The sequence below is a fragment of the Polaromonas jejuensis NBRC 106434 genome, from assembly GCF_001598235.1.
GTDB lineage: Bacteria > Pseudomonadota > Gammaproteobacteria > Burkholderiales > Burkholderiaceae_C > Polaromonas > Polaromonas jejuensis.
Map to the genome: position 1 here is coordinate 66780 of NZ_BCYO01000006.1, position 14668 is coordinate 81447.

General features: G+C 63.2%; 13 protein-coding genes. 5 read left to right on the forward strand and 8 right to left on the reverse strand.

What is annotated here, in order from left to right; all coding sequences use genetic code 11:
- The first annotated feature begins 52 nt into the window (after positions 1–52).
- Entirely contained in the window at positions 53–940 is an 888-nt protein-coding gene (locus tag PJE01S_RS09255) for a LysR substrate-binding domain-containing protein (RefSeq protein ID WP_068833062.1), read from the forward strand.
- Positions 941–1047: 107 nt separating this feature from the next.
- On the opposite strand, the gene PJE01S_RS09260 is transcribed toward PJE01S_RS09255, so the two are convergent.
- From PJE01S_RS09260 to apbC, 5 genes are all read right to left on the reverse strand, one after another.
- Positions 1048–1479: a transposase gene (locus tag PJE01S_RS09260; protein WP_245660700.1), complete on the reverse strand. Its 432-nt coding sequence runs from the start codon at positions 1477–1479 to the stop codon at positions 1048–1050.
- Positions 1466–1990, reverse strand: a complete 525-nt coding sequence (locus tag PJE01S_RS09265; RefSeq protein ID WP_068833065.1) for a winged helix-turn-helix domain-containing protein — start codon at positions 1988–1990, stop codon at positions 1466–1468. The genes PJE01S_RS09260 and PJE01S_RS09265 overlap by 14 nt, the downstream gene beginning before the upstream one ends.
- Positions 1991–2137: 147 nt before the next feature.
- Positions 2138–2446 carry an acylphosphatase gene (locus PJE01S_RS09270; protein WP_068833067.1) on the reverse strand — a complete coding sequence of 103 codons (309 nt, stop codon included), beginning with the start codon at positions 2444–2446 and terminating at the stop codon, positions 2138–2140.
- 312 nt (positions 2447–2758) lie between these two features.
- A complete protein-coding gene (locus PJE01S_RS09275; RefSeq protein ID WP_068833069.1) occupies positions 2759–3709 on the reverse strand; it encodes a LysR family transcriptional regulator in 951 nt (316 codons plus the stop codon).
- Between the two features lie 39 nt (positions 3710–3748).
- On the reverse strand, positions 3749–4852 hold the full coding sequence (apbC, locus tag PJE01S_RS09280) for an iron-sulfur cluster carrier protein ApbC (protein ID WP_068833071.1): 1104 nt from the start codon (positions 4850–4852) through the stop codon (positions 3749–3751).
- A 191-nt stretch (positions 4853–5043) separates the two neighbouring features.
- Between apbC and metG the strand changes: the two genes are divergently transcribed.
- Entirely contained in the window at positions 5044–7137 is a 2094-nt protein-coding gene (gene metG / locus PJE01S_RS09285; protein WP_068833074.1) for a methionine--tRNA ligase, read from the forward strand.
- A gap of 22 nt (positions 7138–7159) precedes the next feature.
- On the opposite strand, the gene PJE01S_RS09290 is transcribed toward metG, so the two are convergent.
- Positions 7160–8962 carry a sensor domain-containing diguanylate cyclase gene (locus PJE01S_RS09290; RefSeq protein ID WP_245660702.1) on the reverse strand — a complete coding sequence of 601 codons (1803 nt, stop codon included), beginning with the start codon at positions 8960–8962 and terminating at the stop codon, positions 7160–7162.
- A gap of 202 nt (positions 8963–9164) precedes the next feature.
- Between PJE01S_RS09290 and PJE01S_RS09295 the strand changes: the two genes are divergently transcribed.
- On the forward strand, positions 9165–10841 hold the full coding sequence (locus PJE01S_RS09295) for a SulP family inorganic anion transporter (RefSeq protein ID WP_068833420.1): 1677 nt from the start codon (positions 9165–9167) through the stop codon (positions 10839–10841).
- 232 nt (positions 10842–11073) lie between these two features.
- On the opposite strand, the gene PJE01S_RS09300 is transcribed toward PJE01S_RS09295, so the two are convergent.
- On the reverse strand, positions 11074–12423 hold the full coding sequence (locus tag PJE01S_RS09300) for an MFS transporter (RefSeq protein ID WP_068833075.1): 1350 nt from the start codon (positions 12421–12423) through the stop codon (positions 11074–11076).
- Between the two features lie 201 nt (positions 12424–12624).
- Between PJE01S_RS09300 and PJE01S_RS09305 the strand changes: the two genes are divergently transcribed.
- Positions 12625–13611, forward strand: a complete 987-nt coding sequence (locus PJE01S_RS09305) for a LysR family transcriptional regulator (protein ID WP_068833076.1) — start codon at positions 12625–12627, stop codon at positions 13609–13611.
- Between the two features lie 47 nt (positions 13612–13658).
- On the opposite strand, the gene PJE01S_RS09310 is transcribed toward PJE01S_RS09305, so the two are convergent.
- Positions 13659–14180, reverse strand: coding sequence for a hypothetical protein (locus tag PJE01S_RS09310; RefSeq protein WP_068833078.1), 522 nt, complete (start codon positions 14178–14180; stop codon positions 13659–13661).
- A gap of 147 nt (positions 14181–14327) precedes the next feature.
- Here PJE01S_RS09310 and PJE01S_RS09315 point away from each other — a divergent pair, with 147 nt between their 5' ends.
- Positions 14328–14546: a DUF3460 family protein gene (locus PJE01S_RS09315; RefSeq protein WP_068833080.1), complete on the forward strand. Its 219-nt coding sequence runs from the start codon at positions 14328–14330 to the stop codon at positions 14544–14546.
- Positions 14547–14668 lie beyond the last annotated feature (122 nt).

Here is a 14668-nt window from a genome sequence, read left to right on the forward strand (position 1 = left end):
AGTCTCATCAGGCTAAGATGACGGGAATTCATCTGACGTGAGGGTTCCCCCCATGGCCTCCATTCCGCCCTTCGTGAACCTCCAGGCCTTCGAGGCCGTGGCCCGCCGCCGCAGCTTTGCGCTCGCTGCCGCCGAGCTGCATCTCACCGCTTCCGCGATCAGCCATCAGGTCGCGCGGCTCGAATCGCAGCTGGGCGTGCGCCTGTTCGAACGCAGCGCGCATGGCGTGCGCCTGAGCGCCGCGGGCGAGCAGTACCTCTCGCGTGTCGGTGGCGCGCTGCAGGCCATCGGCGCGGCGAGCGACGACCTGCGCCAGGGCGTGCGCAACAGCCTTTATGTCCACTCCACGCCGAGCTTCGCGAGCCTGTGGCTGCTCCCGCGGCTGTCCACATTTGCGCAGGCCTACCCCGACATCTCGCTCAACCTGTCGGCCGCGCACACCCACAGCGACTTCGGGCTTGGGCAGGCGGACGTCGACATTCGCTATGGCGTGCCGCAGTGGCCCGACCTCGTGATCGAACCGCTGTTCGAAGAGCGCATCGTGCCGCTGGCGAGCCCGGCCTTCATTCGCGAGCACCGCCTGAAGCGCCCGGAGCAACTACTGGACGTTCCGCTGATCCAGAGCAACGTCAGCGTGGTGCAGTGGTCCGACTGGTTCAAGGCCCACACCAATAAGCGCGCGCCCGAACGCTTCACCCTGCGCTTCGACCGCGCGATGATGTCGCTCGACGCCGCCGCCCAGGGCTTGGGCGTCGCCCTGGAGAGCTATACGATTGCCGGCCGGCACATGGCCGAGGGAAAGCTCAAGCCGATCCTGAGCCTGGACAAGGACGTGCGCACCAAGGCTCACTTTGTCGTGTACCCAGCGCGCCATGCGAAGCGCGTGCCGGTCGAGGCGTTCTTGTCATGGCTCCACGGCGAGGCAGCGAAGAATGGCTGAAGGCGAGGGCCGCACCAGGCGCTGTGTCGATGCGCACGTTTCGACCACGGCTCAAGGATACAACCGAGGCGTCCAGCATCAAGCCCGCGTTGCGGCGTGGCCACTTCTTATATTAACTTGCGTTCAATGATATAGAAGTTATCCATCTGAACCCGGTCAGTTGCCGGGTTCAGCTCGGGGCTGTATGGCGGCAGGTGCACCACGCGCATGTTCGCCGGCACAACCAACTCGCCAGCGATGTGCCAGCCGGCCTGATCCATCACCATGACGACAAACTCGTCGGCGTGACGCTGTGCCACCTCGGCCAGGAACAGCGACATCGTCTCAGCGTTGACCCATGGCAGCACCAGACTGTCCATCACGCCGTCGTGCGGGCTGACGGCCGTGAAGGCGTAGATGTACTTGCGCTCCAGCCGCGCGCCCACCACCGGCCGAATGCCGTGGGGCGCCCAGCAGCGCCGCGGCGTGCCCAGCAGCCCGAAGCGGCCCTCGTCCTGGAACATCAACCGCACGCGGCGGCCGCGTTCAGCCTGGCGCACGACCTCTTGGCGTACCGCGCGGCGGAGTTTTTTTAAAGGCGGCCTGCGCCGCGACGTCCGCCTTCGGATGCCGCGGACGCGGCATGACCTTGCGCCAGCCGTGCCGATCCAGCAGCCGGTAGATCGTCGAAGGCGCCACCGCCTTGCCCACCTTCTCTTGGTAAGCCTGCTGAATCTCCGCTACCTTGAGCATGCCGCCGGCTTCGGCCCGGGCGATGAACGGCGCCAGAATCTGCGCCTCCTGCTCGGCGCTCAAGTGCTGGTGGTGTCGTCCGCCCCGGCCACGCAAGTCGAACAGGGCATCCCCTTCCTTGGCCCAGCGCGAGTGGATGACATGTACCGTGGCTGTCGACCACCCCAGCAGTTGCGCGATCTGCGCAGCCGAACTGCCCAGCGTAGCCCTGATCAGCACGCACTGGATGCGCTGGTACTGCGAGTGGCTGTTGGCCTGTTTCAGCCGCTCGGCAAGCCGCGCAATCGTCGCCTTGTCACACGAGATAAGACCCTTCATCCACAACTCCTTGAAGTCTGTGGATGAGTATGATATCTAACTTATTGAACGCAAAGTTGTATAAATCATTCGTGAAGGCGAAGCGCAGACAGTACAGACTTCGGCCAAGCGAAGCCGACAAAGTGCACGGATGATTTAGAAATGGAATTACAGGGTGGGCAAGCGCTCGAAGTGGTCGAAGCGAGGGAACGGGGGCTGCACCTGCGTGACTTCAAGCTCGTCGACGAGTGCTGCGGGCATGTCATCGCGCAGCCAACTGCACATGTCCGCAAGCTGCTCCGGCGAGCCCTGCAGCATCACCTCTACCGACTCATCCATGCGGTTACGGACCCAGCCGGTGATGCCCTGCGCGCGCGCGCGGCGCACGCAAGCGTCCCGGTAACCGATGCCTTGCACACGGCCCCATACCCGTACCAGCCAAGTCTCGATCGTGCCATCTTTGTCGCGAGAAACCATATGCGCAGCCCCTTGCCTGTGGATGTACCTACGAGAAGGTTAATCAACTGGCTCCACCGAATTCACCTGTCAAGCGCCTCGCATGTCGCGTCAAACGCTCGCGGCCTGCGGGGGCGAACCACAAATCTTGCGTCAACTTGGCCCCTGCTGTCCAGCACTTCGTTGTGCCCGTTCCCGGCGCCGACCGGCTGCTCAGGGGGCATTTTCCCACTGCCGCCCTCCGGTCGATTCCGGCCGGCCAGGCTGGCCATGTCGCCAACAGGCATTCACGCACATCAGGCCCAGCATTCTTACGAATGCCGGGCGGATGACTCAGGGCTTGAGCGATCCGCTGTGCTGCGCCGCATGCTGCAGCCACCGCTGGTCCCGGGCCAGCGCCAGCGCCGCTTCCAGCGCGCGTGAGGCACGGGAATTGGCCAGGTAAATAAAACCCACGGGCGTGAGCATTTCCGGCTCGACCAGAGGCAGCGCTTCCAGCTCACCCTGGCTGCGCACCGCGCCGACCAGCGCACCCGGCAGCACACTGCTGACATCGCCGGCCAGCACGCTCAGGGCCAGGGTCAGCACCGAATTGGTTTCCATGACCGGCTGCACCGCTGCGCCCACGGAGGCAAAAGCGCGGTCCACCAGGCTGCGGTTGTGCATCTCGGGCGTCAGCAGGCACAGCGGCAGTTGCGCGGCGTCAACCCAGCGCATGGCTTTGCCCAGTTGCAGTTCGGCCCCCATGGCGCGATCCTGGTTTTGCAGCCGGCGCACCAGAAAATAATGCTCGGCATACTGCGGCAGCACGGCAAAGGGCCCACCCTTTTTGAGCCGGTCCGTGAAACCCAGCGCCAAATCCAGCGAAAGGTTTTCCAGGCCCTCTTCGATTTCCTGGGAACTCAGGGCGCGCACCACCGGGGCAATGCCCGGATGTGCAGCGTGCAGCATGGCGGCAAAACGCGCGGCCACCGGCACGGCCGTCGGCACCACCCCCAGATGCAGGCGGCCCCGGGGCCGTCCTGCGCTGCTGGTGAGTTCCTGCTGCAGCAAGGCATGCTCATGCAGCATGCGCTGGGCGGTTGCGAGTACGCGCTCGCCTTCGGGCGTCAGGCCGGCATAGCTGCGGGCGCGCTTGACGATGGGCGTGCCAAACTCCTTTTCCAGCGCCCGCAAGGCGTTGGACAGCGCCGGCTGCGTGATGTGGCAGGCCTGCGCGGCCCGCGCAAAATGCCGGTGCTCACTCAGTGCGACCAGGTAGCGCAATGAAGTGAGCAGATTCATACGGGATGTCGCAAAAGTCCGCCTGGCACTTAAGCCGAATCAGGTATTTTTCGAGATCGTGATCGTCGGGAATTTGGCCGAGAAGTCCTTGGCTTTCGCCGCCACCGTGATCGCCATCTTGCGCGCGATGGCCTTGTAGATGGCCGCCACATCGCCGTCGGGGTCGGCCACCACGGTTGGCCGGCCGCCGTCGGCCTGCAGGCGGATTTGCATGTCCAGCGGCAGGGCGCCGAGGTAGTCCATACCGTACTCAGCCGCCATTTTCTTGCCGCCTTCCTGGCCGAAAATGTGTTCCACATGGCCGCACTGGCTGCACACATGCACCGCCATGTTTTCCACGATGCCCAGAATCGGCACGCCGACCTTCTCGAACATCTTGATGCCTTTCTTGGCATCGAGCAGCGCAATGTCCTGCGGTGTCGTGACGATGACGGCGCCCGTCATGGGCACGCGCTGGGACAGCGTGAGCTGGATGTCGCCGGTGCCGGGCGGCAGGTCGACGATCAGGTAATCCAGGTCTTTCCAGTTGGTCTGGCGCAAAAGCTGCTCCAGCGCCTGGGTCGCCATGGGGCCGCGCCAGATCATGGCCTCGTCCTGCGCCACCAGGAAACCGATGGACATGACCTGCAGGCCGTAGTTTTCCATGGGTTCCATGTTTTTGCCGTCCAGGCTCTCGGGCCGGCCTTCGATGCCCATCATCATGGGCTGGCTGGGGCCGTAAATGTCGGCATCGAGCAGGCCCACGCTGGCACCTTCGGCGGCGAGCGCCAGGGCCAGGTTGACGGCGGTGGTGCTTTTGCCCACGCCGCCCTTGCCGGAGGCCACGGCAATGATGTTCTTCACATTCGGCAAGAGCTGCACGCCGCGCTGCACGCTGTGGCTGACGACTTTGGAGGTGACATTGACCGACACGTTGCCCACACCCGCAACGCCCTTGACGGCCGCAATCAGGCTCTTGCGCAACCCCGGAATCTGGCTCTTGGCGGGGTAGCCCAGTTCCACATCAAACGACACATCGCTGCCGCTGATTTGCAGGTTTTTTACCGCTTTGCTGCTGACGAAATCCTTGCCGGTATTGGGGTCCAGCACGGTTTGCAAGGCATTCAATACCGTCTGTTGTTGCAGCTGTTCTTCGGGGGCCATCGGGGAACTCTCCATGTGAATCTGACAAGGCAGGCGGAGCGCTTTTTGCGGCAACGCATCTGTCCCTGGGGTTGTCATGAAGTCTAACGCCGCGGCGCGAGCCATGGGGTCATGGGGGATTGCCGCCAGGCATTCTGCCCCGGGCGACTTAAAATCCAGGGTTAGCCCTCTAAAGCCCCAAAAAACTTTATATGTCCCAGCGCCGCCTGTTTGTCACCACCGCCCTCCCCTACGCCAACGGCAATTTCCATATTGGCCACATCATGGAATACATCCAGGCCGACATCTGGGTGCGCTTTCAGCGAATGCAGGGCCATGAGGTGAACTTCTGTTGTGCCGACGACGCCCACGGCGCGCCTATCATGATTGCCGCCGAAAAGGCCGGCAAGACGCCGCAGCAGTTCGTGGCCGACATCGCGGCGGGCCGCAAGCCCTACCTGGACGGTTTTCACATCAGTTTTGACAACTGGCATTCGACCGACGGGCCGGAAAATCACCAGCTGGCGCAGCAGATCTACCTGGATCTGAAAAAAGCCGGCCTGATCGAAAGCAATACCGTAGAACAGTTCTTTGACCCGGAAAAGAACATGTTCCTGCCCGACCGCTTCATCAAGGGCGAATGCCCGAAATGTCACGCCAAGGACCAGTACGGCGACAACTGCGAAGTCTGTGGCGCGGTCTATGCGCCTATCCAGCTGATCAACCCCTACTCGGCCCTGTCGGGTTCCAAGCCGGTGCTCAAGACCTCGGAGCACTTCTTCTTCAAGCTGTCTGACCCGCGCTGCGTTGAATTTCTGCAAGCCTGGACGCAAGACGGCAAACTGCAGCCCGAAGTGGCCAACAAGGTCAAGGAGTGGTTTTCGGTGCGCGAGAACGCCGACGGCACGACCAGCGAGGGCCTGGGCGACTGGGACATCTCCAGAGACGCGCCTTACTTCGGCATCGAAATCCCCGATGCGCCGGGCAAGTATTTTTATGTCTGGCTGGACGCCCCGGTCGGCTACCTGGCCTCGCTGAAAAACCTGCTGGAAAAGCGCGGCCAGAGCTATGACAGCTACATGGCCACGCCGGGCCTTGAGCAATACCACTTCATCGGCAAGGACATCGTCACCTTCCACACCCTGTTCTGGCCGGCGATGCTGCACTTCAGCGGCCGCAAGACGCCGGACAACATCTTTGTGCACGGCTTCCTGACGGTGAACAACGGCGAGAAGATGAGCAAGAGCCGCGGCACCGGCCTGGACCCGCTCAAGTACCTGAGCCTGGGCATGAACCCGGAATGGCTGCGCTACTACCTGGCGGCCAAGCTCAATGCGCGCAACGAAGACATTGACTTCAATGCCGACGATTTCATGGCGCGCGTCAACAGCGACCTGGTCGGCAAATACATCAACATTGCCAGCCGGGCGGCCGGCTTTATCGCCAAGCGCTTTGCCGGAAAACTTGGCGAAGTCTCGGCCGACGGCGCCACGCTGCTGGACACCTTGCGCGCGCAGAAAAGCCCCATCGAGCAGCTCTTTGAAAGCCGCGAATACGCCAAGGCCTTGCGCGAAACCATGCTGCTGACGGACCGCGTCAACAGCTATGTGGACCAGAACAAGCCCTGGGAGCTGGCCAAACAGGAAGGCATGACCGCCCGCCTGCACGACGTGTGCACGGTGTGCATTGAGGCCTTCCGCCTGCTGACCCTCTACCTCAAGCCGGTGCTGCCCGCCCTGGCCACCGAGGTGGAAGCTTTCCTGAAAACCGGTCCGCTGACCTTTGCCGACGCGGCCGGCAGCCTGGGGCAGGGTCACCTGATCGGCGACTACAAGCATCTCATGCAGCGCGTCGACATCAAACAGCTTGAGGCATTGTTTGAGCCTCCAGCCCAGGCAGAACCTGCGCAGGCAGCTACTGAATCGATAGCATCTTCAGAGCTGCCCGGCGGCGAGGCGCTTGCCCCCGCCATCACCATCGACGACTTCGCCAAGGTGGACCTGCGCATTGCCAAAATCGTCAACTGCGAACCGGTGGACGGCTCGACCAAGCTGCTGCGCCTGACGCTGGATGCCGGGGAAGGCCGCATGCGCAACGTCTTCAGCGGCATTGCCTCAAGCTACCAGCCGGAAGACCTGATCGGCAAGCACACGGTGCTGGTGGCCAATCTGGCGCCGCGCAAGATGAAGTTCGGCCTCAGCGAGGGCATGGTGCTGGCCGCCAGCCACGCCGACGAAAAGGCCCGGCCCGGCATTTATGTGCTGGAGCCCCTGCCGGGCGCGACGCCGGGCATGCGCATTCACTGAGTCGGCGCGCCCGGGACCACCGCTAGACCAGCGATCCGGTCCTTGGCCGTGGCCAGCTCACAAAGCGCAGCGCCGTGCCCGAACGGCCCGCCAGCTCACCCAGCACGCGGCCCAGGGACTCCAGTAAAAAAGTGGCATCGGAGGCCCTGAACGGCGCCTCGGCCACCGCCAGTTTGAGCTTGAGCACCATATTGGGCGGTAGGCCCGGGCTTTCTGCCAGGCCGCGGACGATGAGGCGCTGTCCGATGTCGGCCAGTTGCTGGTGCGTCAGATGGCCTTGCAAAATCAGCACAAAGTCACCGTCGCGATGGCGACCCACGGTGTCGCCTTCATGCGCCACGCTGGTGATGCAGGCCCCCGCATGCACCACCGCGTTTTGCGCGATCTCCATGCCGTATTCCTGGCGGATTTCATTCGCGTTGCTGAGCCGTATGCGCAGCACGGCCCCCAGATCCGGGTCGCGCTGCTGGCGAAGCAGCAGCTGCTCCAGCCGCTGCAACAACACGCCGTGGCTGGCCACGCCGCTCAGCGGATCCACACGGGTCAGCGCCCCCACTCGCGCCCGGTTGTCGCGCCGTTCGCGGCTGCGCAGGTAAAGCGCAATCAGTAGCAGGGGAATTTCAAAGGCGGCGCCAATTTGCTCGCCGTATTGCGTGGCCAGACTCAGGGGCAGCAGGCTCAGCGTGCGCAGGATGGGGAAGATGGCCCCAACCACCAGGCAGGCCATGGCGGCCAGCACCCACACACCCACCCGGGGCCTGCGCCACGCGTACCAGCCGGCCACTCCCAGGTAGGTGGCCAGGCTCGCCAGGTAATAGGGCGCCAGCAAGGGATAGGACGGCCGGCGTCCCAGCGCCAACAAGTCCACCACGATCGCCCCCCCCAAGGCCGCCATGGCCAGCAGCCCGCGGGGCAGCCAGAACATATTCCGGTCCACCACCAGCTGGCGCAGCAGCAGATGCAGCCAGGCCGCGGCCACCAGCGTCAGCACGGCGGGGGCGAGGTCGTTCCACCAGGCGTGGTCCGGCCAGAGATACTCACCGCCCAGACCCGTCAACGACAGCTGGCCCACGGCCATGACCAGCACATAGCCCGCGTACCAAAGATGGATGGGATCGCGCCACGACACGGCCTGGAGGCTGCTGATCAGCACAATGAACAGCACCAGCCCGATATAAACCCCCAGCAGCAAATGCCATTGCTTGCTCTGCTCATGAAAACCGTTCGCGTCCGACAGCGTCCAGTACACGTTGATGGGGTAGTTGTGCATCACCCGCAGATAGCTGGGCTGGCTTTCATGGGGCTGGACCAGCAGTTCGAATGCCGGATGCAGGTGCCGCACCGGCCAGGCCGCGACAGGAATCTGATTGCCCGAGCGCTGCAGTTGCCACTGGCCGGCGCCAGCGCTGCCGGCCTGCGCAGCCGGGCGGTACAGGTCCACGCTGTTCATGCCGGCGTGAGGCACCGTCAGCACCAGCGGCGTGGGCGAGCTCACCGCCGGCAACTTGAGCCGGTACCAAAGCGCCAGGCCGCCGCCGGTGGGCATGATCTCGCCGGCATTGGCGACGCGGCCCTCGCCGGCCTCAAACCGGGCATGGACCTGGTCTACCGTCAGCGTGCCCGAAGGATCCAGCACCACCCAACCCTCACCCCTGAGACCGTGTGCGCCGAGCAAATCGCTCGATGAGGAAATCGGCCGCGGCGCCCCCATCGGGGGGGCGGCAGCCGCCTGCGCAAAAACCAGGCCATGAACAAGCAGCAGCCCTGCCAGGCAGGTCGCAAGACGGGTCAGAAAGACGACCGATGAGTGCAGCAAGTCACGCAAAATACGTCCTCAGGAACACCATGCAGCATGAGAGGACCTTCTGGAAACCGAATGGAAGGCCACGCACCGTCAACAAGCAGACATTAACCAAATGGACCTAAGCCCTGAAAACAATGTAACAAGCTATTACTAACTTAACAACGGACATTTTTCACGGAATAAGCACATTGTTCGTTGACGCCCGAAGTGCACAATGCCGCTCATGCATTTACCCGCTTATCTAGCACCATTTCGCCCCCGCCTGCTGTCCGCGCTTGCAGGCTACACGCGGGAAAGGTTTCTCAAGGACGCGGGTGCCGGCCTGACGGTGGGCATCGTGGCCTTGCCGCTGGCCATGGCCTTTGCCATTGCCTCGGGCCTCAAGCCCGAAGCCGGCATCTGGACTGCCATCATTGCCGGCGCCCTGATCTCCGCCCTGGGCGGCTCGGCGGTGCAGATTGGCGGGCCGGCGGGCGCCTTTATCGTCATCGTGTACGGCATTCTGGAGCGCTATGGCCTGGCCAATTTGCTGATTTCCACCGCCTGCGCCGGCGTGCTGCTGTTTTTACTGGGGTTTCTCAAGCTGGGCACGCTGGTACGCTATGTGCCGGTCAGCATTGTGGTGGGCTTCACCAACGGCATTGCGGTGCTGATTGTGCTGTCGCAGGTCAAGGACTTGCTGGGCTTGGTCGTGCCCAAAATGCCCGCCGATTTTTTTTCGCAAATCAATGTGCTGGCGCACGCGATTGGCGGCAACCTCGGCGGCATCAACCCCTACGCGCTGGGCCTGGGGCTGAGCTGCCTGCTGGGCCTGTTTGTCTGGCCCCGACTGTTTGGTACGGACCAGGCCAACGGCTTGACGACCCGCCTCGTCAAAATGCTCCAGTCGCTGGAGAGTGTGGAACTGGGACACGCCATGCGCATGGCCGCGCGCATGCCGGGCCCCATTGTGGCGCTGCTCACGCTGACGGCATTTGCCTATGTGCTGAGCCTGCCCATAGAAACCATAGGCACGCGCTTTGGCGGCATTCCGCGCGCCCTGCCCAGCTTTGCCCTGCCCGATTTTTCATGGGCGACGGTCAGGCTGCTGCTGACTCCCACCATCACGATTGCGATGCTGGGCGCGGTGGAGTCGCTGCTGTGCGCGCGCGTGGCCGACCAGATCTCGGGCCAGCCCCGGCACGACCCCAACCAGGAACTGATGGCGCAGGGCGTGGCCAATTTCGTGGTGCCGTTTTTTGGCGGCATGCCGGCCACCGGCACGATTGCCCGCACCGTCACCAACGTGCGCGCCGGTGCGACCTCGCCGATCTCGGGCCTGGTGCATGCTCTCACGCTGGTGGTGGTGGTGCTGGCGGCGGCGCCGCTGGCCGTGCATGTGCCGCTGGCGGTGCTGGCCGGCATACTGCTTTACGTGGCCTGGAACATGGGCGAGTGGAGCGAGTTTGCCGAGCTGGGGCGCGCCAGCAGCCACTACCGCCTCATCATGCTGGGCACGTTTTTGCTGACGGTGATTTTTGACCTGACCGTGGCCCTGCAGGTCGGGCTGATCCTGGCCTGCGTGCTGTTTGTGCGGCGCATGAGCAGCCTGTTCCAGGTGGTGGAGGTCGCACGCAGTGCCGAGGCCGCCAGCTTTCAGCTTTACGGCGCGCTGTTTTTTGGCGCGGTGGCCAAGATCGACCCGATTCTGAGCGTGGTGGAAAGCGCGCCGCAGGGACTGGTGATCCGGCTGGATGTGCAGTCGCTGCAGTCGCTGGATACCTCGGGGCTCGATGTGCTGGAGCAGTTGCGCAAGGCCATCGTGCTGCGCGGTGGCCGGCTGGTGGTGGCCGGGCTCAACGCCCAACCCCGGGCCGTGATGGAGCGCACGGGCTTCCTGGAAAAAATAGATTCGCTATAAAAACAGTAGCTGGCTGCGCCCGTTCCGATTGGGCTGCATGCACTTTTTTATCTGAACCCAGGCTACGCCCGGCCTTTTCAGGCCGCCACCCCGGCGTCGACGCGCAGCCGCGTGATGCAAGCGATTTGCACCGCGCCTGGTTGAGCTCGAGCTCGCTGCCATGGCGTTGACGGCATCGAGGTCGAACGCGCGTGTCGCTTCGGCCATGGCGGTTTTCCGTTGCTGACCAGACTTAACGAAAGCTCGCCTTGACGGCCGCATGGGTCTTGTGCATGCGCGGGACGAAGCTCAGGATCAGCAGCGTCGCGCAGATCTCGAAGGCAGCCACCACGTACAGGCCGGCGGACAGCGAGCCGGTCGAGGTCTTGATGAGGCCCAGCATCCAGGGCGCACCGAAGCCGGCCAGATTCGCCACCGAGTTGATCAGCGCCACACCGCCGGCCGCCGCCGTGCCTGACAGAAAGCGGTTGGGCATTTGCCAGAACACGGGAATGGCGCTCATGGTGCCGACAATGGCCAGCGTCAGCATCGCCAGGGTCAGCAGCGGGCTGGTCTTGAGCACCAGGGCAATCACCAGCAGCGAGGCCGATCCGAGTGCCGCCGCAATGCCGCAGTGGTAGCGTGATTCCTGGTGTTTGTCGGAATGAAATCCGTTCAGAATCATGCCCACCGCGCCGCACAGATAGGCGCCGGCCATGATCCAGCCAACCGCCAGCGGGCTGGTGAAGCCGACTTCCTTGACCAGCGTCGGGCCGTAGAAGGTCAGCGAGGAGTTGGCCGCGATGATGCAGAAGTAGATCAGGATCATCAGCCAGATCTTCGAATCCTTCAGCGAGGCCAGCATGCTGTGCTCGCGGTGGCCCAGGGCCTTGGCGTCGCGCTCCAGGTCGGCGCGCACCAGATCGCGCTCCCGCTGCGTCAGCCAGCCGGCTTGTTCGGGCTTGTCGGTCAGGTAAAACCAAGTCACGAAACCGGCAATCACCGATGGGATGCCTTCCAGCAGAAACACCCACTGCCAGCCCTGCCAGCCGTTGACACCGTTGAGCGAGGTCATGATGAAGCCAGCCAGCGGCCCGCCAATCACACCCGCCAGCGCCGAGGCCGACATGAACATGCCGAAGGCCTTGGCCCGGCGGTCGTTCGGGAACCAGAACGTGAGGTAGAGGATGATGCCGGGGTAAAAGCCCGCCTCGAAGACGCCGAGCAGGAAACGCAGGAAATAAAACATCTGCGGCGTCTTCACGAACATCATCGCGATGCTGGTCAGGCCCCAGCCAATCGTGATGCGCATGATGGTTTTTTTCGCGCCGATCTTTTGCAGCAGCAGGTTGCTCGGCACTTCGAAGAAGAAATAGCCGAGGAAGAAAATGCCGGCGCCCAGACCGTAAACCGCCTCGCTCCATTTCAGGTCGTCGAGCATGGTCAGTTTGACGAAGCCGATGTTGACGCGGTCTATCCAGGCGAGGATCCACAGCATCATCAAAAACGGGATCAACCGCAGAAAAATCTTCTTGTACACATTGTCCAGATCCGTCTTTGCGGGTGCCTGGGCAAGGGGTAGCGTGACGCTGGCTGTATTCATGCTTTTTACCTGTGTTGCTTGGGGGAGCGACAAGCCCGTCCGGGCCTGACTATTGCTTTCGATTTCAGGCGCGCCATTGACGCGCCGTGCGAAGGCACCGCCAGTCTACGAACAAGTGGCTGGCGCCGCGCACGGGGATTGCTATAAGCAGCATTGCAGAATCCGAATACCATTTAGCTCGACGAATGTGAGAACCGAACCATGAGCAGACCCGCCGATCCCGTCGAGAGCTACCTGCTGCGTGTGCTGGTGACCCTGGTCACGGAGCGCAATGTATCGCGCACTGCCATCCGGCTGAACCAGTCGCAACCGGCCATCAGCATTGCGCTAAAACGGCTGCGGGAGATTTTTGACGACCCCTTGCTGGTGCGCGAAAAGGGCGGCATGGTGCCCACCGACCGGGCGCTGGTGCTGCGCGAACATGCGCGACGTGCGCTCGGCGAGATTGACGCCATGCGCGCCGATGCCGAACTGTTCGAGCCGGCGTCGAGCACGCAAACCTTTCGCATCGGTTCGCCGGATTTCATGGCGGCGTCCTTCCTGGCCGGGACGGTCGAGCGCTTCGGGCGCGAAGCGCCCCGAGCCCGGCTCATGGTGCAGCCGCTCGGTGCCGACTTCGACTATGAGCGCGCGCTCGCGCAGGGCGATCTCGACGTGGTCATCGGCAACTGGCCCCAGCCGCCGCAGCAGCTGCACCTGTCGGTTCTGCTTGAAGACGAGGTGATCTGCCTGATGAGCGGCCACGACCGGCGAGCAGCCTGCGGCCTGACCCGCGAGCAGTACCTCGCGGCGCGCCATATCGTGCCCTTCCCGTATTCGCAGTCGCATCGCGGCCTCATCGACATGTATCTCGCGAGCTTGCGCGTGTCGCGCCATGCGGCTGTCGTCGTGCCGTTTTTTGGGCTCGCCCCCTACCTGCTTGTGAACACCGACCTGGTGTTCACGACCACGCGCCACTTCGCGGAGCATTACGTGCGCATGCTGCCGCTGGCAGTCAGCCCGGCGCCGTTTGATTTTCCGCGCATGCGCTTTTATCAACTCTGGCACGAGCGCTCGCACCATTCGCCGTCACACCGCTGGTTCCGCGACCTGTTGTCGCACGCCGCTCGTCGCGTTGCACAGGAGGTCCCGCTGCCAACCCCTGACGAAAAACTCCCGGGTTTTCTGGCAAACACCGATTCGCTATAAAAACAATAGCTTCCTGCGCCCGTCACTCATGGGCTGGCGCCTGTTTTTCAGCGGTTACCCCCCAAGGGTCTGATGCTTTCCTCATCCACCGACTCGGTGCCCAGCACCTTCAGCTCCGGATCAAAGACCACGGTAAAAATCCGCGCCGTGTTGGGCGGGTTCAGGTAGCGCCAGTCGTAGTGCGTTTCCCGCTTCAGGACATAAGGCGTGACCTTCATCGGCTTGCCCAGCATTTTGCGCACCTGCTCCATGCGCATGCCGGGCAGCACCCTGGCAAAGCTCTGCGGGTTCAAGACCTGCCTGAGCGCGCTCATCCTGCCGTCGGCGCCTATGGTGATCATGTAGTTGACCAGGCCTTGCGGCTGGCGGTTGTACTCAAAGGTGCGCGCACCCGGCGCGGCGGTAACGCCCGGCAGGGGCGTCTCGGCCATGTCGGTGGCGTCCCAGATTTTTTCCGGTTCGCCGAAACGGGCCCGGACATCGGCCTCGGTGGACACGCCCTCTTCCAGCTCGGCAATGCGCCGGGAATCGCAACCCACCAGCCCCAGAATGAATGACAGCAAACCCATACAGGCCATGGTCCTTGTGTTGAAGAAAACCGGGACGGCAAAGTCCCCGGAAACAGCGCTGGAGAAAGGCCTGGAGAGGCGAAACAATGAAAGCACGGCAGTCCCCGGTAAAATCCACCAACTATACGTTTTAGGCAGTTTAGACCCATGTCCTTCTTTCGCCGGCCCGACTACACCTCAGAAGTCACGCAGTTCATCGACCAGCTCAAGAGCAACAAGCCCACGCTGGAAGCCGAGCAACGGGCCGGCCGCGCCCTGCTGTGGGACAAAAACCTGAACCTCGACGACCAGGCCGAGTACCGCGAGGCCAGCGTGCCCCAGCAGCCCTATGTCTACGGCACCAGCGGCCACGCCAACAGCAAGTAAGCGCCAAACAGGCCAAAAACAGGCCGCCAGCCCTTATGGGACGGGCGCAATAAGCTATATTTTTCATAGCAAATCAGCCGCCTCCTGAGTGCCACTGCTGCAACATGTCCCCAAACCCTTCT